The organism is Anaerostipes hominis (ex Lee et al. 2021) (genome assembly GCF_002270485.1).
Lineage (GTDB): Bacteria > Bacillota > Clostridia > Lachnospirales > Lachnospiraceae > Anaerostipes > Anaerostipes hominis.
In genome coordinates this window covers 101,933-123,248 of the sequence record NZ_NQOG01000004.1, presented here as the reverse complement: position 1 = coordinate 123,248, position 21,316 = coordinate 101,933, and the positions used below count along the sequence as shown (strand labels likewise).

Here is a 21,316-nt window from a genome sequence, read left to right as displayed (position 1 = left end):
GGAGGGTGTGTTAAAGTCGCCCATTTTAGGACACGGTGGTATCAAGGAGGTGCTGCCGTGTTATTTTTGTATCGACATAAACCGACAAATCTTTTTTCAAAAAAAGCCCGCCCACCACCACGGGATATTCTGATTTTATAGGTGAACACACATCATTATAATGCTGTTTATATTTCCTTTGCGCCCGATTGCGTTTTGCAGTCGGGCGCATTTTGTTTTTCGCAAAACTTTTTTGAAAAAGTTTGCTGTTTTCTTTGGCATATTCCCGCCGCTGTCGTGGAGGGCTGCCGAAAGGGGATAACACTACTCCGACCCCCGGATTGGAAAGGGGGCTTAACTTATGAATAGTGGGCAGGAAAGCGGGACGATATTTCATTGAGGGAAAAGGAAAAAGAAATTCAGAAAGACCTTGACGACGGTATCGACCCCATAGGAAAACAAATGACTGTCTGCCAACTTTACGCGAAGCAGATAAGACACCGGGCGAATATACGGCATGGAACCAAACAGGGGCGCAAACAGCTCATGCGAATATTGGAAGAAGATAGTCTTGGAGCTTGCAGCATTGAAAATGTAAAGCTGTCTGACGCGAAAGAATGGGCGTTGCGAATGAAAGAAAAAGGCTACTCGTTCAAGACCATCAACAACCACAAGCGTTCTCTGAAAGCTGCCTTTTACACAGCCATACAGGATGATTGTATTCGGAAAAATCCGTTTGACTTCCAGTTGAACACAGTGTTAGAAGATAACACAGAACCAAAGGTTCCCTTATCCCCCACACAGGAAGCGTCTTTCCTGTCCTTTGTGCAGAATGATGTTGTCTATCAGAAGTATTATGACGAGATTATCATACTGTGAGGAACAGGGCTTCGCATTTCTGAACTTTGCGGGCTGACTGAAAATGATATTGACTTTGAGAACAGGCTAATCAACATAGACCACCAACTTTTAAAAGTATCGGGAATTGGTTATCACATTGAAACGCCGAAAACAAAAAGCGGTATCAGGCAGCTTCGCATGAGTACAAAAGTATATGAAGCGTTCGAGCGAGTGCTGAAAAACAGAGGACGGGCAAAGCCTATCATTATTGACGGTTACGGTAAATTCCTTTTTCTTAACCGTAACGGCTTGCCAAAGGTGGCGGCAAACTATGAAAGTATGTTCCGGGGGCTTGTGAAGAAATACAACAAGTGCCATGAGGAAGCATTACCGAACGTGACTACGCCGCACACCTTACGTCATAGGTTCTGTACCAATTTAGCAAACGCCGGAATGAACCCGAAAGCATTACAGTATATCATAGGACATTCCAACATCAACATGACGTTGAACTATTATGCTTATGCCACTTCTGACAGTGCATTAGCGGAAATGGAACGGCTGATTGCATAGTAGTAAATAGAGGTTTTACTACTCTTTCTACTACCTTTGAACGCAGAAACATGAGGGGATATAAGAATATTTGAGAACATCTTCCGATATGATAAATGCCGGAAAGCCTGTAAATACAGGCTATACCAGCATATAAGAACTTATAAAGAGATAGTCAAAAAGTATAGTTTGATTTAGGAATACATAAATAGAAATATGGAGGTAACACAAACTGGAACTAAAGATTTTAAAACAGGATTTTCCGGACTCGACTGAAAAGTTCTGTGAAAAGATTTCGCTGAACGTTTGGAAACTTTCCTGCAATATGATATGATGAATCCAGAGAAAATTTATGGAAGAAAGGAACGACAGATGTTAGACGGAAAGAAATCATTATTCAGCGGCATGCAGGCCACCGGTACTATTACATTGGGCAATTACCTGGGAGCATTAAAAAACTGGGTGGACATTGATAAAGATCAGTATATGTGTTTTTACAGTGTTGTGGACATGCATTCCATTACAGTAAGACAGGAGCCTTCGGAACTTAGAAAAAGGGCCAGGAGCCTTTTGGCACTCTATATAGCGGCAGGACTTGATCCGGTGGAAAACTGTATTTATTACCAGTCACACGTTTCGGCACACGCTGAACTCATGTGGATCTTAAACTGCTTCACCTATATGGGGGAAATGAACCGGATGACCCAGTTTAAAGATAAGTCTCAGAAGCATCCGGAAAATATCAACACAGGACTTTTCACTTACCCGGTACTGATGGCGGCAGACATTTTGCTGTTTCAGTCCGATGTGGTACCTGTGGGGAAAGATCAGACGCAGCATCTGGAGATCACCAGAGATATTGCAGAAAGATTCAACAAGATTTACGGTGATGTCTTCACGATTCCGGAAGCATACATCGGCAAAGTCGGACAGAAGATCATGAGCCTCCAGGAGCCGGAGAAAAAGATGTCCAAATCTGACGAGAATGCCAATGCGCATATACTGCTTTTGGACGACCCGGACACAATTATGAGAAAGTTTAAGAAGGCGGTGACAGACTCCGAGGCATGCATTGCATATTCTGAACAGAAGCCTGGCATCAAAAACCTGCTGGATATCTACTGTGCGATCAATGGGAAGAAACCCGAGGAAGCAGTGGCTGAATTTGAGGGCATGGGATACGGCAGGCTGAAAGAGCGGGTCGGAGAGACGGTTGTAGAAGAACTGCGGCCGATTCAGGAGCGCTATAACGATATCATGAAGAATAAAGATTATTTGAATAAGATTATAAAAGATAATGGGGAAAAGGCTTCTTACTATGCGACGAAGACATTGAGAAAGGTACAGCACAAAGTGGGATTTCCCGACCGTATCCGCTGATATGTGCGGGATATGAGTATAAAATAGCAAGATCCGGTGTGAGCAGCTTTAAGAGGCTGTTTTCGCCGGATTTTTTGATGCATAAGGAAAGTTTATAATGAGCAACAGAAAACTGATTCGGGGATCATATTGCTCGCCATTTGAGGCCTGAATAGGCAGGCAAAAGTACCTTGCAGTGGACAGGCACTTTTGTTATAATTTTAATATCATTTAATGCGCGCAGGCGCAGTTTTGGCATCCGTGCACAAGACGGAAGCCAGGCAGAAGGAGGAAGGTTTATGAGGAAAAAAGTTTTGAAAGTCACTGGCATTATTTTGTCGTTAGTGCTTGTCTTGGGATTGATGACAGGCTGCGGCTCTAAAAAGACCACAAGCGACAAGAAGGAGGAGAAAAAACAGTTCAAGATTGCAAAGAAAGATCTGAAGATCGGGGTGATTCATATCTCTGATCCTTCAGAGGGGTCAGGGTATACATATACACATGATCAGGGCATCATAGCGATGCAGAAGAAACTTGGTCTGAAAGACAGCCAGATCGTGAGAAAGACCAATATCACAGACACAGACCCGACCAAGACAGAGACTGCGATCAAAGAGTGCATCGAAGACGGTTGCAATGTGATCTTTGGTACAAGCTGGGGCTATATGGACACGATGGAAGCTATGGCAAAAGAGTATCCTGATGTAGCATTCTCTCACGGAACCGGATATAAGAAGAATGATTCCAACTTTAACAACTATTTCGGAAGAATTTATCAGGCAAGATATTTAAGCGGTATCGCGGCAGGCCTTAAAACAAAGAGCAACAAGATCGGATATGTTGCCGCTATGGGCAAGGACAATGCCGAGGTTACCGGGGGCGTAGATGCATTTGCCATGGGTATTTACTCTGTTAATAAAAAGGCAAAGGTATATGTAAAAGTTACAAACAGCTGGTTTAACCCGAATGAAGAGACAAATGCGGCAAAAGCTCTGATCTCTCAGGGCTGTGACGTGATCGGACAGCACTGTGATACGCCGAACCCACAGCTGGAAGCGGAAAAAGCAGGTGTATGGGGTGTTGGATATAACTCTGATATGACAAAAGATGCTCCGAAAGCTACGCTGACTTCTACTATTTGGAACTGGGGTGCTTACTATACAGAGGCAGTTCAGGAGCTCATCGACGGAACATGGAAGCCGGAAGTTTACTACGGCGGCATGAAAGAGGGATTGGTTGACATTGCTCCACTTAACAAGAAACTGATCGCTCCAGGTACAGAAAAGAAGATCGAGGAGGCAAAAGAAAAGATGCTTTCCGGCGATTTCAATGTATTTGACGGTGTCATCGAGACCAACGACGGCAAGAAGGTCGGCAAAAAGGGTGAGACTTTAAGCGACGAAGACATCAAAGGAAAAATCAACTGGTACTTCAAAAACATCGTTGTAAAATAAGCAGCGCAGCAGAAATTTCCATGAGAGACATGGATGAATGAGAAGGGCATTGTATATTCTGAAACAGAAGGCAGTGCCCTTCTTTCTTGGAACTTAATGAAAGAAGAGAGGCAGAAAACACATGATACGAGGTGATGAAATGGCACAGGAGAAGAAGGATACATATGCCATAGAGTGCAAAGGCATCCGAAAGACTTTTGGGAGTGTTGTGGCAAACAATAACGTAGATCTGGATGTAAAATATGGTGAAATCCTTGCCCTTCTCGGAGAGAACGGTTCGGGAAAGACGACTCTGATGAATATGCTCTCCGGGATCTACCACCCGGATGCCGGAACCATCAGGATCGGAGGACAGGAAGTTTCCATCAATTCTCCGACGGATGCGATCGGCCTGGGGATCGGCATGATCCACCAGCATTTTAAGCTGGTGGATGTGCACAGTGCGATGGACAACATTGTGCTTGGGACAAAAGAAAAGAGAATCCGTCCGAAAGAACTGAAAGCAAAGATCGAAGAGATCAGTTCAAAATTTGGCCTGGAGGTGGATCCGGAAAAGAAGATCTATAATATGTCGGTCAGTGAAAAACAGACTGTGGAAATCCTGAAAGTCTTATACAGGGGAGCGAGCATCCTGATCCTGGATGAGCCGACGGCGGTGCTGACACCCCAGGAGACAGAAAAACTGTTTGCGATCCTTCGGAGAATGAAAGAGCAGGGCTGTGCCATCGTCATCATTACCCATAAACTGAATGAGGTGCTGGCTATCAGCGACCGTGTTGAGATCCTTCGAAAAGGGGAGAGCATCGGGACCGTGGACACAAAAGACATTGATGAGAAAAAGCTGACAGAGCTGATGGTGGGACGTCCGGTGACACTGGAGATCGACCGTCCCGAAAGGAAGGCCGATGCAGTTCCTGAAATCGTCATTCGCAATCTGAACGTCGAACGTCCGGACGGCACACCGGGTCTTACCAATGTGAATTTTGAACTGATGGAAGGTGAGATCTTAGGAGTGGCGGGAATCGCCGGAAGCGGCCAAAAAGAGCTGTGTGAAGCGATCACGGGGCTCACGGAGATCAAAGAAGGAAGCATCGTTCACAGAGAAGAAGAACTGGTGGGTATGACGTTTAAGGATATCCGAAGCCGCGGCATTCGTATTTCTTTTGTACCGGAAGACCGGCTTGGCATGGGACTGGTGGCGTCTATGGGGATGGTGGACAACGTTCTCCTGAAACACTATCAGGATCAGCAAGGTATTTTTATAGATCGGAAAACTCCGAGAAAGATGGCGGAGAAAATGGTGAAGGAACTGGGCATCCTGACTCCGAGTGTGGATACGCCGGTGCGGATGCTGTCCGGAGGAAACGTACAGAAAGTACTTCTGGGAAGAGAGATTATTGCAGAGCCGAATGTACTCCTTACGGCATACCCGGTCCGCGGACTGGATATCAATTCTTCCTATACTGTATATGACCTGCTTAATGAGCAGAAGAAAAAGGGTGTGGCGGTGCTGCTGGTGGGAGAAGACCTGGATGTGCTCTTATCTATCAGCGACCGTATTTTGGTACTCTGTCACGGAGAAGTCTCCGGCATCGTGGATGCGAGAAAAACGACAAAAGAAGAAGTCGGCCTGCTTATGACAGGAGTAAAAGGAACGAAAGAGGAGAAGGAGGAGAGCACAGATGGAAGCAAGTAAGAAGACAGGAAGGGAACCGCTGCTGCGTACAGTGAAGCGGGCGGAGCTTTCCCGGAAAAAGACCATGATCCTGCGCGCTGCTTCCGTGCTGCTTGCCCTGCTGGCAGGAGGAATCTTCCTCCTGATCATCGGTTTTAACCCATTTACTGTGTATCAGACAATTATAAGCGGAGCCTTCCGGAGTGAGATGGCAGTCCAGGCTACGATCCGCATTATGATACCGCTGCTGATCTCTTCCCTGGGCGTTACCATGGCATTTAAGATGAGATTCTGGAATATCGGGGCAGAGGGGCAGATCATCATGGGAGCAATTTTTGCCACCTATTTTGCACTGTATCAAAATGCGATGCCTCATGTCCTTCTGCTGATCATTATGTTTATATTCAGTGTGATCGGAGGAGGGCTGTTCGGCTTGATACCGGCGTTTTTCAAGGCAAAGTTCAATACCAATGAAACATTGTTTACTCTGATGCTGAATTACATCGCTCTGAATGTGATCGTATATCTGAGGGACGGCCCGTGGAAAGATCCGGCCTCCTCCGGATTTCCCAAGATCGCAAGGTTTGATCTCAACGCACAGCTGGATTCAGTTCTGGGCGTCCAGGCCGGCTGGATCATTGCTTTGTTGCTCACGGCGATCGTCTATATTTATCTGAAATATACGAAGCAGGGGTATGAGATCTCCGTAGTGGGAGACAGTCATGCCACGGCCAAATATGCAGGGATTCCGGTAAAGCGTATGATGCTGCGGACCATGTTTCTCAGTGGTGCTATCTGCGGTATTGCGGGTATGGTGCAGGCAACGGGCTCCGACATGACATTGGCAACCTCTGTGGCAGGAGGAGTCGGATTTACGGCGATCATCGTAGCGTGGCTGGCCCGTCTGAATCCGGCTGCAATCGTGATCGTGTCTTTCCTGTTCAGTATTCTGGAAAAGGGAAGCAGCGTTATGCAGTCCACCTATGGGCTTTCCAGCTATTCGGCTGATGTTCTTCAGGGGATCATCCTGTTTTTTGTTCTCGGATGTGAGTTTTTTGTGCGTTATAAATTTGTCGGAAGAAAAGGAGGTGCCGGGAAATGAGTACGGTATTGAATTTGTTTGTGGCAGCAGTGCTGGCCGGCACGCCTCTGCTGTTTGGCACTGTCGGTGAGATCATGAACGAAAAGGTCGGACATCTGAATCTGGGTGTAGAAGGTATGATGTCGATAGGTGCATGTGCAGGATTTATGGTCGGGTATCAGACGGATAATGTTGTGCTTGCTCTTCTGGCTGCGTTCGCTGCCGGGGTGGCGGCGGCACTGATCTATGCGGTCCTGACGATTACGTTTATGGCGGATCAGAATGTAACGGGGCTTACATTGACTATTTTTGGCGTGGGACTTGCAAATTTTATCGGCGAATATATGCTGAATCATTCTGCCACTCAGTCATTAAAACTTCCGGAACACATTTCTGCACAGATTGCAAATCTGCATATCCCTGTGCTGAGTGATATCCCGGTGTTGGGGAAACTGCTGTTTTCCTACAATATCTTTGTATATATCGGTATTGTGACAGCTGTGATCTGCTGGTACTATCTGCAGAAAACAAAAACCGGGCTCAATGTCCGGGCAGTGGGAGAAAATCCTGGTGCTGCCGATGCAGCCGGAATCAGGGTTATCCGTGCAAAGTATATCAATGTACTGATCGGCGGAGGGATCTGCGGTATCGGAGGAGCCTATTCTGCTATGATTATCTGCGGAGGTGTATGGATCAGCAACTGTGTCAATGGATTGGGGTGGATCTCTGTTGCACTAGTTATCTTTGCATCGTGGAGTCCGGTAAAAGCGATCTATGGATCTCTGGCTTTCGGCTGTTTCAGCGTTTTGAAATACTATGTGCCGAAGAGCATCATCAGTATACCGAATGCATTTTATGATATGCTCCCATTCGTGATCACGGCGCTTGTACTTGTAATTTCCTCTGTCAGGCAGTCAAAAGAAAATAATCAGCCGGCATCCTGCGGGACAAACTATTTCCGGGAAGAACGGTAAGTGAATTTCCCTAAAAGCATTGAAAAATGCGATTTCTATGCTACACGTACACTACGTATAAGCAAAAACAAGAATAAAAAGGTTTATAAATATTTTTGAAGAAAGGAAAGGTCAATTATGAAACGAGCAAAGCAAAGTGAGTTGCTGGCGCTTATGCTGGCGATCACAATTTTGCTGACTATGTTTCCTGCTACAGTTTTTGCGGAAGGGGATAAAGCAGCGGATATGATGACCAGGGCATCAAAGCTCTCGGATAACAGTTCATGGGAGGAGTGTGTCGATTGTTCGCAGGATAAACCACATTTAATTTCAACACCTGCTGATTTAGATAAAATTAGAACACATACTCACACTGAAAATGGAAAAACATCAATAACTGGCTACTTTAAACTTGCAAACGATATCGTTTTTAATGACTCCGATTTTGAAGAAAACGGCGCTTTTTATAATGATGGAGCCGGATGGATTGCAATAGGTAAGGAATCAGCCCAGGCTACTTCTTTAGCCCACTATTTTTCTGGCGTTTTTGATGGAGATGGACATTCAATTTGCAATATTAGAACCGGAAATCAGACTACTTCCGTAGGGCTATTCGGGAAAATTGGAGCCAATAATACACAGAGAGATGGTGTGGCAAAAAATTTCACACTCAAAAATTGTATTTTTAATGAAAATTATACAGTTGTATCAGGCAAGATGGATGGAAGAACAACAGGAGGCGTTACTGGTGCACTCCATGGAACAATTTCTAATGTAACCATTGATGGCTGTCGGTTTTATGCAGTAAGAGGGCATGTGGGTTCTATTACTGCCTGGCTTAGTGGCGGAATAGTTGAGAACTGCGTGGTGAAAAATACTACTGTTAAAGCAATTAAAACTCCAGATAGCAGCAACAATAATGGTGATAAAGCTGGGTTAATTTGCGGCAACGCAGATACCAATGCACAGATCCTAAATTGCTCAGTTTCTGACAGTAAAATTACTGCTGAAAGCCGTGGGGCCGGTGGTGTTTGCGGAATGCAATATGGAAGTTCCATCAAGAATTGTACAGTGACTAATTGTGAAATTAATGGAACTGAAAGTGTAGGCGGTATTAGTGGGGGTAACTATGCCGGTACTTGGGAAAGCTTCATCGAAAATTGCATTGTATCAGATTGTCAAATCAATGCTACATTAAATGCCGGTGGCATTGAGGGTACTGTCTACGGTGGCACTATATCTGTAAACCTCAAAAATAACGCAGTATTAAACACGAATATAGCACTGATTGGAAATACTGCAAACAATAAAACTGCTGGTGGTCTCTGGGCAGGCTCGGGCGCTAATGTTACAGGAAAGATTGAAAACTGCCTGGCATCCAATGTTAAAATAGATACTACAAAAATTGAAACCCCCCCGACCAGCTTAAAACTTGGCAGCGTTTGCGGATCGGGTGTAGCATCAACAGAAATTTCTAATACGTTTGCCGATGTGGAAATAATTTGCAATGAAACTCAAAACGCAACAGTAGGGGGAATTTGCTCAAATCAAAACATTAAAAGTTCAACAAATAGTTTTTATATTCAATACAATGGATTTCCTTCAACGGATTTTTCTGAAGTATCAGATAGCAAATATGCATTGCAAAAACACAATAAAGCAACCGTTGAATATGGAACAGACATTTCATTGTTGAAACTCTTTAATGCGAAAAAGCTTCCAAGTGGCGATATGGTAAAATATCGCAGCAGTAATGAAGATGTTTTATCTGTTAAAGATAATAATTTAGTCGTTAAAGGAACTGGCGAAGCAACTATAACTTGCTATATTGTTATCAATAATACTGAAAAAGCCTTTATTAGCGCTAAGGCTACAGTCACACCGTTATCAATCATCTACGGGACACCGAACGAAACTAACAAGGATGGCCTCCCGTACATTGAATATGCCTTGAATGCAGACGGCACAGCGCCAAAAATCAGCGAGCTGCTAGGGTTTTATCCGACAAAAAAAGGTCCAAACGGCACTTATGAAGCAGATACTTCTAGACGACCAATCTACCTAACCCCAGGCATGGGAAAATATGGAGATGTGGAATATACCTATATAAACGATGTCAGTGGCAATATCATTATGACAGATACATTGCCGATACACCCGACGAAAGATGCAAACGGAAATCCACACAGTATCCGAGTTGAAATGAAACTGAAAAATCCGAACTACCGGTTCTGCACCGTAGGTACAAATTGGAAGCCGAAAGATACAATAGTACTTTATGTTAACTGTCATGAAGAAGGACTGACCGAAGTAGATATGTATCTGAAAGGGGATAAAGAACCTCTGAAGAGCTTTGAAGACCGTCAAGAGTATGAGTACAGCGGAAAAGGTATCGTTCCGACAGAACGGAATCTGACCACATTATATACACAAGGTAAAAATAGCCAAAACAGCATTACGGAGTTTACCGTTCATTTCCATGCGGTAGATGAGGGAAGCTTCTTTACCGGAACACACTTGTATAATAAAAAGAGCAGTGAACTGACTGCGGAGGAGATCAGAAAAATTGCTCCGACAGAACCGGGGGTATATTCCTTCGTTGTGAACGGATACAACCCGGATACCAAGACATACTGCTACGCTTCCCGCCGATACAGCATCGTGAAAGGTAATCCCACCGGTAGTCCCACCGTTAACACCGTGAACAGCGGTGTGGCTCTGTCGGAAGTTACCCTGTCAGGCACGATGAAAAATGCACTAGGCGCTGAAGTTGAGGGTACGTTCGCTTGGGATAATGCAAGTCAGATTGTGGCATGCGGAACTGCGTACGGATGGACATTTACTCCGAAAGATATAGCTCATTATAACGCGGTAAAAGGTAAGTCAGTGGTATTATCGCACAACTGGGAAAATGAGTGGAAGAATGATAAAAATAGTCATTGGAAGGAATGCACAGGCTGTGGTGAAAAAAATACTGCAGCGGCTCACACATTCCAGTGGGCTATCGATAAGGAAGCTACGGCTACCGGCAAGGGCATCAAGCATGAGGAATGCTCTGTTTGCGGCTATGAGAAAGCGGCTGTTGAAATTCCGGCAACCGGCGGTACTGAAACCTCCGGAGATAACGACAAGCTGTCTAAAGCGGATACAGACTCTCCGCAGACAGGTGATACCAGCAATATCTTCATATGGGTTGCTCTGCTGATTGTATCCGGCGGCGCAGTACTGGCGCTGAAGCTGAAAAGAAAACGTTAAAACATGTAAGCCGCATATGCGTTAAAACGCAATCCCGACTGAAAGGGCGGAGGCTTTGAAAGTATCAAAACGGAGCAAATAATTGATAGCAAAAATCCGATGAATACGAATTTCTTTCGATTCATCGGATTTTTTTCACGGTGCCTTTGCAATGCCAGATGATTCAGTACAGTTAATACTTCCTAAATTACTTCCTTATCAGGTGTTAGAAAAAAAGAGCTTCCTTTTTTGTGCGCTTTAAAAAGCCCGGAGCTGTATGGAGTTCATTTTATTTTCCGGTAATGCATGATGACCACCAGAAGAGTGCTTGCCATCAGTCCCCAGAGATATCCGTTGATCCCCACCATTGGGACCACAAATACGATAAAAGAGATCCTGAGCAGGAGGGAGACCGAATTGTTAAACAGCGTGGTTTTGGTCTTCCCAAGACCGTTCAGGATACTCGACAGGGTTCCGGAAAGATAGAGCACCGGACACAAAAAGGAGAGCATCCTCAGGAACATGCCGGCCTCTTTACTGTGGAATACGATCAGTCCGATAGATGGCCCCAGAGTAAAAAATAAAAAGAAACTTACGATCCCCAGCAGAAAGCAAAAGGAAAGGGAGTATTTGGTGGCCCTGTGTAATGTGCGGTAATCCTGTTCCGCTGTCGCGGCTGATACTTTCGGCAGAAGCATCACAGAGATGGAGTTGGTGATGCTGGACGGAAAGTTGATAAAGGGAATCGCCATTCCTGTCAGGATACCATATACTTCTACCGAATAGTGCTGATTGCAGTAAAACCTGGTCAGCATCATCGGAATTAAAATATTTTCCAGACTCTGCAGCAGTGTAATGGAGAGGGAGTTGCAGGTCAGCGGAAAGCTGAGGGAAAGCAGGCTGCCAAAAAGCTTTCTGGAGGAAGCCGCCGGCAGTCCGCTGCTTTGCTGCTTTGTCTTTAAAAGGTGATAAACGACAGTGTAAAGGCAGGAAGCCATTTCTCCGGCGACCATTCCGAGAACCGCGATCAGCGCAGGTGTCTCAAGCTTTAAAAAGAAGGTGACAGAAACCGCATAAATCCCCAGTATCCGGGACACTTGTTCGATACAAAGTGAGACAGACGGGAGGCCGGGTTTGCCGAGACCGATATGGTAACTGTGGATACATGCTTTTACGCCTACAAATGGCATGGCAAAAACAGCGGCTTTGAGGCAGGGGATGCAGTCTTTCTCGTGGAGAAATTTCATGCAGAGCTCGTCGGCAAAGAAATAAAAGAAACAGGCACAGATCACAGAGAGCAGGATCGTGACGGCCAAAGTGATCTTCAAGATTTTTCTGCAGTTTTCCGGACGGCCTTTGGCCATCTGAGCGGCAACGATCTGAGACAGGGCAGTCTCGTATCCATGAAAGCAAAGGGCAAAACCCACCAGGTAAATAGGAAAAATTAATTGATAGACTCCCATCTGATGGGCACCAATTAATCCAGCCAGAAATATTCTATTATAGAATCCAATAAATCTGGAAAAAATATTAGCGGCTGTTAAAATTAATGTACCTTGTACAAAAGGGCTGGATTTTTTCATAAGAACTCCCCAATTGATATTGTTCTATTGTATGTCAAGAAATACGCGGTTATGATTGGGATTGTGTTGACATCGGAAGTCCCAGGTGATAACATAGCAGTGTGATATCCGACTATTTTGGTCGGGATTGGAGTGGTGAGATGAAATTATCAACAAAAGGAAGATACGGCCTTCGCGCGATCGTAGATATTGCGGTGTTCGGGGAGAATGAACCTGCGGCTGTCAGTGCGATATCAGAGCGGCAGGATATATCCATCCGATACCTGGAACAGCTTCTTTCCAAGTTAAAGAAGGCGGGGCTTGTAAAAAGCATCCGGGGAGCCCAGGGAGGATATGTTCTGGCGGGAAATGCAGAAGATATTTCAGTCGGAGACGTGCTGAGGGCACTGGAAGGCGATCTGACGCCGGTAGACTGTACAGAACTTACCGATACAGAGGAAACATGCAGCGGCTCTAAGTACTGCGTGACAAAAACTGTGTGGAAGAGGATCAATGACAGCATTGCTAAAACAGTGGATTCTATTTATTTAGATGAGCTGGCGGACGAGGCAAGAGCTGTTCAGCAGGGGAAACCGGCGGAACGAAATTGTGAAAGATAGGAGAAGTTATGGAAAAGATCATATATTTAGACCATGCGGCAACAACACCGGCGAGACCGGAAGTAGTAGAAGCGATGATGCCATATTTTACGGAGAAGTTCTGGAATCCGTCCAGCGTCTATTCACCGGCTTCTGAGGCAAAAAAGGCAGTAAACGAAGTAAGGGACAGGGTTGCCGAATCCCTCGGCACACAGAGCCAGGATATTTACTTTACGGCCGGCGGATCTGAGGCGGACAACTGGGCCATTAAGGAGACTGCCGAAGCCTATGCTTCAAAGGGAAAACATATCATTACAAGCAAGATCGAGCATCATGCGGTTCTTCACACCTGCCAGTATCTGGAGAGAAACGGTTATGAGGTGACCTATCTGGATGTGGATGAGAACGGATATATTAAGCTGGATCAGTTAAAAGCGGCGATCCGCCCGGATACGATTCTGATCACTGTCATGTTTGCCAACAATGAGATAGGAACGATCCAGCCGGTGAAGGAGATCGGAGAGATTGCAAAAGAACACGGAGTTCTGTTCCACACAGATGCGGTACAGGCATACGGACAGGTTCCGATCAATGTAGATGAGATGAATATTGATATGCTGAGTGCCAGCGGCCATAAGCTGAACGGACCTAAGGGCATTGGATTTATGTATATCCGCAAAGGACTGAAACTTCGCTCGTTTATCCACGGAGGAGCGCAGGAGCGTAAGCGCCGGGCCGGAACAGAGAATGTGACAGGTATCGTGGGACTCGGAAAGGCTGTCGAGATCGCTTTTGAGACGATGGAGGAGAGAACTGCCAAAGAGCAGGAGGTGAGGGATTACGCGGTCCGCAGGATTCTGGCAGAGATCCCGTATTGCCGGTTAAACGGAGGAAGAGACAAAAGGCTTCCCAACAATATCAACATCAGTTTTCAGTTTATTGAGGGCGAATCCCTTTTGATCATGCTTGATATGGCGGGGATCTGTGCTTCCAGCGGATCAGCCTGCACGTCCGGTTCACTGGACCCGTCACATGTACTGTTAGCCATTGGACTCCCTCACGAGATCGCACATGGATCTCTCAGGATGACTCTGGGGGAGGAAACGACCAAAGAGGATATGGATTTTGTTGTGGAGAAATTGAAAGAGATCGTAGATAAACTGCGAAAAATGTCTCCGCTGTATGAAGATTTTGTAAAGAAACATTAAACGGGTTTATTTGCTCGATTTATATTTAGAAGAAAAACAGGAGGTACTGTTATGTATAGTGAAAAAGTTATGGATCATTTTGAGCATCCGAGAAATGTAGGAGAGATTGAGGGTGCCAGCGGCGTAGGTACTGTCGGAAACGCCAAGTGCGGAGACATCATGCGCATCTATTTTGACATTGATGACGACCAGATTATCCGGGATGTGAAGTTTAAGACATTCGGCTGCGGAGCTGCGGTTGCCACCAGCAGCATGGCAACCGAACTGGTGAAAGGCAAATCCGTGCAGGAAGCACTGGAAGTCACAAACAAGGCGGTAATGGAAGCCCTCGATGGTCTTCCACCGGTCAAAGTGCACTGTTCTCTTTTGGCAGAAGAAGCGATCCATGCGGCTCTCTGGGATTATGCACAGAAGAACGGCATTAAGATCGAAGGCCTTGAGAAACCAAAATCCGATATCGGAGAAGAGGAAGTGGAAGAAGAGTACTAGGAGGCATCCGTGAAAGAGAAAGTAGTCGTAGGCATGTCAGGAGGGGTGGATTCCTCCGTGGCAGCCTATTTATTGAAAGAACAGGGATATGAAGTGATCGGTGTCACCATGCAGATCTGGCAGGATGAGGAGCAGGCACTTTTAGAAGAAAACGGAGGGTGCTGCGGCCTGTCGGCTGTGGATGATGCCAGGAGAGTGGCCCAGGCGCTCGATATTCCTTATTATGTCATGAATTTTAAACAGGATTTCAAGGAACATGTCATTGATTATTTCGTAGACGAATATCTGGATGGAAGAACTCCGAATCCCTGTATTGCATGCAACCGCTATGTCAAATGGGAATCCCTGTTGAAAAGGTCTCTGGATATCGGCGCCGATTATATCGCAACCGGACATTATGCCAGGATTGAAAAGCTTTCCAACGGAAGATATACGCTGAAGCGCTCGGCGACTCCTGAGAAGGATCAGACCTATGCTCTTTATAATTTGACCCAGAACCAGCTGTCCAAGACGCTGATGCCCGTGGGTGAATATACAAAAGATGAGATCAGGGAAATCGCAGAAAAGATACATCTGCCGGTGGCCCACAAACCGGACAGCCAGGACATCTGTTTTGTAGACGGCAGCTATGGAGACTTTATCGAAGAAACCACGGGACAGAAGATCCGGCCGGGCAATTTTGTGGACATGAACGGGAACATCCTCGGAACCCACAAGGGCATTGTATGTTATACTGTGGGACAGAGGAGGGGATTGGGCCTTTCCCTGAAACAGCCGGGATACGTTGTGCGAATAAATAAAGAGAGAAATGAAGTGGTGATCGGGAGCAATGCGGACCTGATGACAGATACCCTCTATGGAGACCAGGTGAATTTAATGTCGGTATCTTCTGTTAAAGACGGGATGAGATTACAGGCTAAAGTCCGCTATAACCACAGGGGAGCTTCATGCACGGTGAGCATGGCAGGAAAGGACAGGATAAAAGTCCTGTTTGATGAACCTCAGAGGGCAGTGACCCCGGGACAGGCGGTAGTGTTTTATGACGGCGATTATGTGGCTTTAGGAGCTACGATCCTGTAATTCCGATGGGAGCTTAATTTAATATGAGTGTATATTATTTTTTGTCATATTTTTTTATTTACGGAATTCTCGGCTGGTGCAGCGAAGTAGCTTTTGCTGCATTTAAGCAGAGAAAATTTGTGAACCGGGGGTTTTTAAACGGACCCATTTGTCCGGTTTATGGATTCGGCGTTGGATTTGTGGTGTCTTTGCTGATGCCGTATAAGTCCAATGTTTTTTTCATGTACATTGCTTCTGTCGCAGCCGTATCTTCCATTGAGTGGGTCACGGGCTTTGCGCTGGAGAAGATTTTCCACAGCAGATGGTGGGATTATTCGGACCAGCCATTTAATTTAAACGGATATATCTGTCTTCCGTTTTCACTGATCTGGGGTGCCGCCTGCATGCTCATCGTCTATGTGGTTCATCCTCTGATTACCAAATTTGTGGGATTGATACCCAGTCTCTTCGGCAGTGTCCTGCTCATTGTGCTTTTGGCCGGCATGATAGCCGATCTTTGGGTAACGGCGGCGGGCATCTTCAGGATGAACCAGAGACTGCGCAAAATGAGTGAGATCGCAGAAGAACTGCATAATATCTCAGAGCAGCTGGGTGAAAACATTTATCTTGGTGTCATGTCTGCCGTAGAAAAACAGGAAGAGACGAAAAAGAAGCTGGATGAGGCGGGCCAGGAACTGGTGGAAAAAAGAAATGCCGTATCGGAAGGTCTGAAAGAACGGAAAGATACGATCAGCGGAGAACTGGAGCAGAGAATCGAAGAGCTGAAAAGCCGGTATCAGGAGATTGCGGAGAAGAAAAGTCAGACCAGCAGGAGACTTTTGAATGCGTTTCCTTCATTTAATTCCGGCAGATATAAAGAGGCACTGGATGAACTGAAAAAGCGGATGAAGATAAAATAAAAGAAGATCTGTAACCTCTCAGGGGATTACAGATCTTCTTTTATAAAACGGTATTTTATGTCAGTTTAAAATTATCGCGGTCTGCGAGAATGCAGCGGATGATATAGGCAATGCCGTCCTTCGTATTGGCACGGGTCTGATAGACACAGATATTTTTGATGGCCTCCGTGGCATTTGCCATGGCAACGGAATGAATCCCCGGAATGGAGAGCATGGAATAGTCATTTTCGCTGTCTCCGATGGCAACGATTTCATCCGGAACCAGTCCCTTTCGCTTGGCATAGTCCATCAGGCCGATCCCTTTCTGGGCTTCTGAGGAGGTGATCTCAATATCCGTAGGTACGGTGGACACTACGGCAAGTCCCGGGATTTTTTCTAATTCTGCCCTGAGCCTTAACAGCGCATCAGGCTCTGTTGACTGGGAAATGAACTTTAAAACCCTGTGTTCGCTGTCGAACAGTCCGGCCTCGCCGTCTACATAGGTAACCTGGCTGATTAAATCTTCAAATTCTTCATCTGTATACACAAAGTCGGGATGATTGATCTGCATGGATGGAATCATGACTTCTTTCGTATATTTTTTTAATTCCTCTCTGGAAAGCAGGGAAATACGGCCCATCTGGGAAAATGGTGTCGGAACCAGGCCGGATTCGTGAAATACCCCGAGGATCTGTTTTACCGTCTCTGTCGGAATGGAGTGTTCAAACAGCAGGTTTCCTTCTTTATCATAACCGCAGGAGCCGTTGCTGCAGATCATGTCGCATTCAAGGCCTGCTTTTCCTAAAATATCTATCACATTCTGGTATTCGCGTCCTGTGTTGATCATAAATTCGATGCCGCTTTCCTGGAGTGTGCGGATCGCATCGATATTGACCTGAGTGATCTGGCGGTAGCTGTCCAGCAGTGTTCCGTCCATGTCGGATGAAATTAATTTTATCATATAGAACCTCCTTCATATTCGTAATAATATACTATCATAAAAGCCAAAAGAAAGACATAGTTTCATAAATCTTTAAGATTTTCTTACTTTTTATTTTACATAACGTGTGCTATAATACTAAAAGTTGTGTTGGAACAGATTCCAGCATTTGTATGTGTTCTTATAACAAAGGAGTCAGTATGCTAAATTTTATTCGGGGATTTTGTATGGCATTAGCCGACAGCGTGCCGGGGGTATCCGGCGGGACCGTGGCTTTTCTGCTCGGTTTCTATGACCATTTTATCTCATCGCTAGACGATTTAATTACAGGAAATAAACAAAAAAAGATAGAGGCTTTGAAGTTCTTGCTGCGCATCGGGATTGGCTGGGTCGTTGGCTTTGGGGCAGCGGTTTCTGTGCTGGCCGGTATTTTCAGTGACAGGATTTATGAGATCAGTTCCCTGTTCTTAGGACTGATTATTTTTGCTATACCGATCATCTGGTCTGAAGAAAAGGACTGTCTGAAAGATAAATACGGCAACGCTGTGTTTGCTCTGCTCGGAGTTGTCATGGTGGCAGCGATCACCTATTTTAATCCGGCATCCGGCAAGGGCATGAATGTGAGTGTGGAGCATTTAAAGCTGGGACTGGGAATCTATATTTTCCTCGTGGCCATGATTGCCATTTCGGCCATGGTCCTGCCGGGAATCTCAGGCTCTACCATGCTTTTGATCTTCGGCCTGTATGTGCCGATTATCTCGGCAGTGAAAGAAGCCATGAATTTTAACACGGCTTATTTTCCGGTGATTCTGATTTTTGGCTGCGGCATCCTGTGCGGGATTGCGTCAGTCGTAAAGCTGATCCGTACCTGCCTTGAAAAGTTCCGGTCGCAGATGGTATATTTCATCATCGGAATGATGATCGGATCTCTTTATGCTATTGTCATGGGACCGACCACACTGGAAGTTCCAAAACCTGCACTGACATCAGGAAGTTTCAGTATCCTGTTTTTCATCATCGGCGGGGTAATTATCTTTGGACTGCAGAAACTGAAGGCTATGTCTGACAGACAGGAAGCAGCGGCTGGAGTATCTGAGGCAGAATAGAAAAATCATGTAAGAGAAAGAGATATCAGTATTTTCAGTGCTGATGTCTTTTTTTCACAATTTTATCATAATCCTGTGGTAAACTATACATAGTGAATTGGAATATAACCGCAGGAGGAACCTTGATGAATGATCTTAAAATATTAGTAGTTGACGATGAGAGCAGGATGCGCAAACTGGTAAAGGATTTCTTAAACCGGGCAGGATATCAGGTGCTGGAGGCAGGAGACGGGGAAGAGGCAGTGGATGTGTTTTTTTCCACTAAAGGGATTGATCTGCTCGTTTTAGACGTGATGATGCCCCGGATGGACGGATGGGAAGTTGTAAGGGAGATACGGAAAGTTTCCGAAGTACCCATCATCATGCTGACGGCCAAAGATCAGGAAAACGATGAGCTTCAGGGCTTTGACTTGGGAGTGGATGAGTATATATCGAAGCCGTTCAGTCCGAAGATTTTAGTGGCCAGGATTGAAGCTATTTTAAGGAGGACCAGACAGCAGGACGGAGAAGTGCTGAAAGCCGGCGGGATTGTTCTGGATGAAGCAGCCCATATGGTTACCATCAATGATAAGAGCATTGATCTGAGTTTTAAAGAATTTGAACTTCTGTCCTACTTTATGAAAAATGAAGGACGGGCACTCACAAGGGAAAACATATTGAATCAGGTGTGGAATTATGATTATTTCGGAGATGCCAGGACCATTGATACCCATGTAAAAAAACTCAGAAATAAAATGGGAAGCAAAGGAGCATATATCCGCACGATATGGGGAATGGGCTACAAGTTCGAGGTGCAGGAGTAAGTGAAAGAAAAGATACTGAAGAATCAATCCATCAAAGTAAAAATGACGCTGGTGCTGATCGTGATTATGGCATCCACCATTCTTCTGTCTATCTGTATTAACATCCTGATGATCGAACCATACTATGTGTTTAAGGAAAAAAAGAATATCACACAGGTTTATGACTCTATCAACCAGCTGCTCAATACAAAAGGCGCCGATAATAATTCCTATAAGATATCAAAAATCGTCAGAGAGTCTAATTACCGGATGCTGATCGTTAACAACGAAAACGGACAGGTTATATATTCGTCTGAGGGGAAACAGGGGCTCATGTACAATGACATGATCAGCACGCTGGAGGATATGAGAAAGATTAAGAGGCAGATCAGTGAAAAAGGTTATGCCGTAGTGAGCGGGTCCGACAAGGAATCCACCGGGACCAGCATCAATCTTCTCGGATATTTTGACAACGGCTATGCCGTGGTGATCAACACTCCGATGGAAAGCATACAGACCAGTGCGGTGCTGTCCGGGAGATTTACTGCCTACGTGGGAGCTGTTTTGATCGTGGCCGGGGGAATCGCCATGTATATTTACAGCAAGCAGTTTACAAAGCCCATTGAAGAAATGGCTGCGGCTGCAAACCGGATGAGCAATCTGGATTTTGACGTGAAGGTCATAGACTGCGGTGAAGATGAACTGGGGCATCTTGGTGAGAGTTTAAATGAACTCTCCTCAAAGCTTGAGTACACGATCTCGGAGCTCAAAACAGCCAATAATGAGCTGCGCCAGGACATCGAGCAAAAGGTTCAGATTGACGAGATGAGAACGGAGTTTTTATCTCATGTCTCCCATGAGCTGAAAACACCGATTGCCCTGATCCAGGGATATGCGGAAGGCCTGAAAGACAATGTCTCAGCGGATGAGGAGAGCCGTGAATTTTACTGTGATGTGATCGCGGACGAAGCCAAGAAGATGAACCGAATGGTACAGAAACTTCTGACGTTAAACCAGATCGAGTTTGGCAATCACCAGGTCAGCATGGAGCGGTTCAATATTCAGGAGCTGATCCAGAATATGCTCTCTGCAAACACAATCTTTTTCCAGAAAGAAAATATTACGGTTGAATTTCATGAACCGCCCACCTATGTATGGGCCGATGAGTTTATGATGGAGGAAGTATTTGGAAACTATCTGAGCAATGCCAGAAACCATGTTTTAAAAAACGGCAGGATTGCTATTTCCTTTAAACGGATAGAGAATGATCTCAGGGTGACCGTGTTTAACTCCGGAAGCCATATACCGGAAGAAGATCTGGATAAGCTCTGGGTGAAATTTTATAAAGTGGATAAGGCAAGAACGAGAGAATATGGAGGCAGCGGCATCGGACTGTCCATTGTAGCCGCAACCATGAAGGCCCATGGCAAACAATATGGAGTGGCCAACGTGGAGGGAGGCGTTGAATTTTACTTCGATGTGGATTGTGCAAATGCCTGAAAATGTGATAAAATAGTGGATATTTCACATGGAAGCAAAGGAGCG

At 45.4% G+C, this 21,316-nt stretch carries 17 protein-coding genes and 1 pseudogene; 15 read left to right on the top strand and 3 right to left on the bottom strand.

The genetic code is table 11. From position 1 onward, the window contains the following. Positions 1–25 precede the first annotated feature (25 nt). The gene (locus tag CI597_RS05995) at positions 26–304 is read right to left on the bottom strand and encodes a hypothetical protein (RefSeq protein WP_034549087.1); all 279 of its coding nucleotides are present in this window, start codon (positions 302–304) and stop codon (positions 26–28) included. Between the two features lie 47 nt (positions 305–351). On the opposite strand from CI597_RS05995, the pseudogene CI597_RS05990 reads away from it, so the two are divergent. The 7 genes and pseudogenes from CI597_RS05990 to CI597_RS17720 all read left to right on the top strand — a co-directional run. Further along, positions 352–1,392 (top strand): annotated as a pseudogene (locus CI597_RS05990) (tyrosine-type recombinase/integrase); the annotation flags it as partial. 351 nt (positions 1,393–1,743) lie between these two features. Next, complete coding sequence (gene trpS / locus CI597_RS05985) at positions 1,744–2,751, top strand: tryptophan--tRNA ligase (protein ID WP_024727003.1); 1,008 nt, start codon at positions 1,744–1,746, stop codon at positions 2,749–2,751. Positions 2,752–3,029: 278 nt separating this feature from the next. After that, positions 3,030–4,184 carry a BMP family ABC transporter substrate-binding protein gene (locus CI597_RS05980; protein ID WP_024727004.1) on the top strand — a complete coding sequence of 385 codons (1,155 nt, stop codon included), beginning with the start codon at positions 3,030–3,032 and terminating at the stop codon, positions 4,182–4,184. Between the two features lie 139 nt (positions 4,185–4,323). Next, on the top strand, positions 4,324–5,880 hold the full coding sequence (locus tag CI597_RS05975; protein WP_095142894.1) for an ABC transporter ATP-binding protein: 1,557 nt from the start codon (positions 4,324–4,326) through the stop codon (positions 5,878–5,880). Then, complete coding sequence (locus CI597_RS05970; protein ID WP_024727006.1) at positions 5,867–6,961, top strand: ABC transporter permease; 1,095 nt, start codon at positions 5,867–5,869, stop codon at positions 6,959–6,961. Before CI597_RS05975 ends, CI597_RS05970 begins: the two co-directional genes overlap by 14 nt. Beyond that, complete coding sequence (locus CI597_RS05965; RefSeq protein WP_024727007.1) at positions 6,958–7,914, top strand: ABC transporter permease; 957 nt, start codon at positions 6,958–6,960, stop codon at positions 7,912–7,914. Before CI597_RS05970 ends, CI597_RS05965 begins: the two co-directional genes overlap by 4 nt. 117 nt (positions 7,915–8,031) lie before the next feature. Continuing rightward, positions 8,032–11,148 (top strand): LPXTG cell wall anchor domain-containing protein, encoded by a 3,117-nt coding sequence (locus tag CI597_RS17720; protein WP_024727008.1) that lies wholly within the window; start codon positions 8,032–8,034, stop codon positions 11,146–11,148. A gap of 263 nt (positions 11,149–11,411) precedes the next feature. Here CI597_RS17720 and CI597_RS05955 read toward each other — a convergent pair whose 3' ends face one another. Next, complete coding sequence (locus CI597_RS05955) at positions 11,412–12,710, bottom strand: polysaccharide biosynthesis protein (RefSeq protein WP_024727009.1); 1,299 nt, start codon at positions 12,708–12,710, stop codon at positions 11,412–11,414. Between the two features lie 140 nt (positions 12,711–12,850). Between CI597_RS05955 and CI597_RS05950 the strand changes: the two genes are divergently transcribed. Genes CI597_RS05950 through CI597_RS05930 form a run of 5 tightly spaced genes read left to right on the top strand, consistent with a single transcriptional unit; the run spans position 12,851 to position 16,964 of the window. Next, entirely contained in the window at positions 12,851–13,309 is a 459-nt protein-coding gene (locus CI597_RS05950) for an RrF2 family transcriptional regulator (protein WP_024727010.1), read from the top strand. 8 nt (positions 13,310–13,317) lie between these two features. Continuing rightward, positions 13,318–14,496, top strand: a complete 1,179-nt coding sequence (nifS, locus tag CI597_RS05945) for a cysteine desulfurase NifS (RefSeq protein ID WP_024727011.1) — start codon at positions 13,318–13,320, stop codon at positions 14,494–14,496. Positions 14,497–14,547: 51 nt separating this feature from the next. Continuing rightward, the gene (gene nifU / locus CI597_RS05940; RefSeq protein ID WP_024727012.1) at positions 14,548–14,985 is read left to right on the top strand and encodes a Fe-S cluster assembly scaffold protein NifU; all 438 of its coding nucleotides are present in this window, start codon (positions 14,548–14,550) and stop codon (positions 14,983–14,985) included. 9 nt (positions 14,986–14,994) lie between these two features. Beyond that, complete coding sequence (gene mnmA / locus CI597_RS05935; protein WP_024727013.1) at positions 14,995–16,065, top strand: tRNA 2-thiouridine(34) synthase MnmA; 1,071 nt, start codon at positions 14,995–14,997, stop codon at positions 16,063–16,065. Between the two features lie 23 nt (positions 16,066–16,088). Beyond that, positions 16,089–16,964, top strand: a complete 876-nt coding sequence (locus tag CI597_RS05930) for a putative ABC transporter permease (RefSeq protein WP_024727014.1) — start codon at positions 16,089–16,091, stop codon at positions 16,962–16,964. 55 nt (positions 16,965–17,019) lie between these two features. Here CI597_RS05930 and CI597_RS05925 read toward each other — a convergent pair whose 3' ends face one another. Further along, positions 17,020–17,904 carry a Cof-type HAD-IIB family hydrolase gene (locus CI597_RS05925; protein WP_024727015.1) on the bottom strand — a complete coding sequence of 295 codons (885 nt, stop codon included), beginning with the start codon at positions 17,902–17,904 and terminating at the stop codon, positions 17,020–17,022. Positions 17,905–18,083: 179 nt separating this feature from the next. Between CI597_RS05925 and CI597_RS05920 the strand changes: the two genes are divergently transcribed. From CI597_RS05920 to CI597_RS05910, 3 genes are all read left to right on the top strand, one after another. After that, a complete protein-coding gene (locus CI597_RS05920; RefSeq protein WP_024727016.1) occupies positions 18,084–18,989 on the top strand; it encodes a DUF368 domain-containing protein in 906 nt (301 codons plus the stop codon). Between the two features lie 125 nt (positions 18,990–19,114). Further along, entirely contained in the window at positions 19,115–19,792 is a 678-nt protein-coding gene (locus CI597_RS05915; protein WP_024727017.1) for a response regulator transcription factor, read from the top strand. After that, positions 19,793–21,271: a sensor histidine kinase gene (locus CI597_RS05910; protein WP_024727018.1), complete on the top strand. Its 1,479-nt coding sequence runs from the start codon at positions 19,793–19,795 to the stop codon at positions 21,269–21,271. Positions 21,272–21,316: the final 45 nt, after the last annotated feature.

What these genes read in the sequence shown, in the direction of transcription:
- nifS (WP_024727011.1), top strand. Translation starts at nt 13,318, where the DNA reads ATGGAAAAGATCATATATTTAGACCATGCGGCAACAACACCGGCGAGA.
- CI597_RS05975 (WP_095142894.1), top strand. Translation starts at nt 4,324, where the DNA reads ATGGCACAGGAGAAGAAGGATACATATGCCATAGAGTGCAAAGGCATC.
- CI597_RS05950 (WP_024727010.1), top strand. Translation starts at nt 12,851, where the DNA reads ATGAAATTATCAACAAAAGGAAGATACGGCCTTCGCGCGATCGTAGAT.
- CI597_RS17720 (WP_024727008.1), top strand. Translation starts at nt 8,032, where the DNA reads ATGAAACGAGCAAAGCAAAGTGAGTTGCTGGCGCTTATGCTGGCGATC.
- CI597_RS05915 (WP_024727017.1), top strand. Translation starts at nt 19,115, where the DNA reads ATGAATGATCTTAAAATATTAGTAGTTGACGATGAGAGCAGGATGCGC.
- nifU (WP_024727012.1), top strand. Translation starts at nt 14,548, where the DNA reads ATGTATAGTGAAAAAGTTATGGATCATTTTGAGCATCCGAGAAATGTA.
- CI597_RS05965 (WP_024727007.1), top strand. Translation starts at nt 6,958, where the DNA reads ATGAGTACGGTATTGAATTTGTTTGTGGCAGCAGTGCTGGCCGGCACG.
- CI597_RS05920 (WP_024727016.1), top strand. Translation starts at nt 18,084, where the DNA reads ATGCTAAATTTTATTCGGGGATTTTGTATGGCATTAGCCGACAGCGTG.
- CI597_RS05980 (WP_024727004.1), top strand. Translation starts at nt 3,030, where the DNA reads ATGAGGAAAAAAGTTTTGAAAGTCACTGGCATTATTTTGTCGTTAGTG.
- CI597_RS05930 (WP_024727014.1), top strand. Translation starts at nt 16,089, where the DNA reads ATGAGTGTATATTATTTTTTGTCATATTTTTTTATTTACGGAATTCTC.
- CI597_RS05970 (WP_024727006.1), top strand. Translation starts at nt 5,867, where the DNA reads ATGGAAGCAAGTAAGAAGACAGGAAGGGAACCGCTGCTGCGTACAGTG.
- trpS (WP_024727003.1), top strand. Translation starts at nt 1,744, where the DNA reads ATGTTAGACGGAAAGAAATCATTATTCAGCGGCATGCAGGCCACCGGT.
- CI597_RS05925 (WP_024727015.1), bottom strand. Translation starts at nt 17,904, where the DNA reads ATGATAAAATTAATTTCATCCGACATGGACGGAACACTGCTGGACAGC.
- CI597_RS05955 (WP_024727009.1), bottom strand. Translation starts at nt 12,710, where the DNA reads ATGAAAAAATCCAGCCCTTTTGTACAAGGTACATTAATTTTAACAGCC.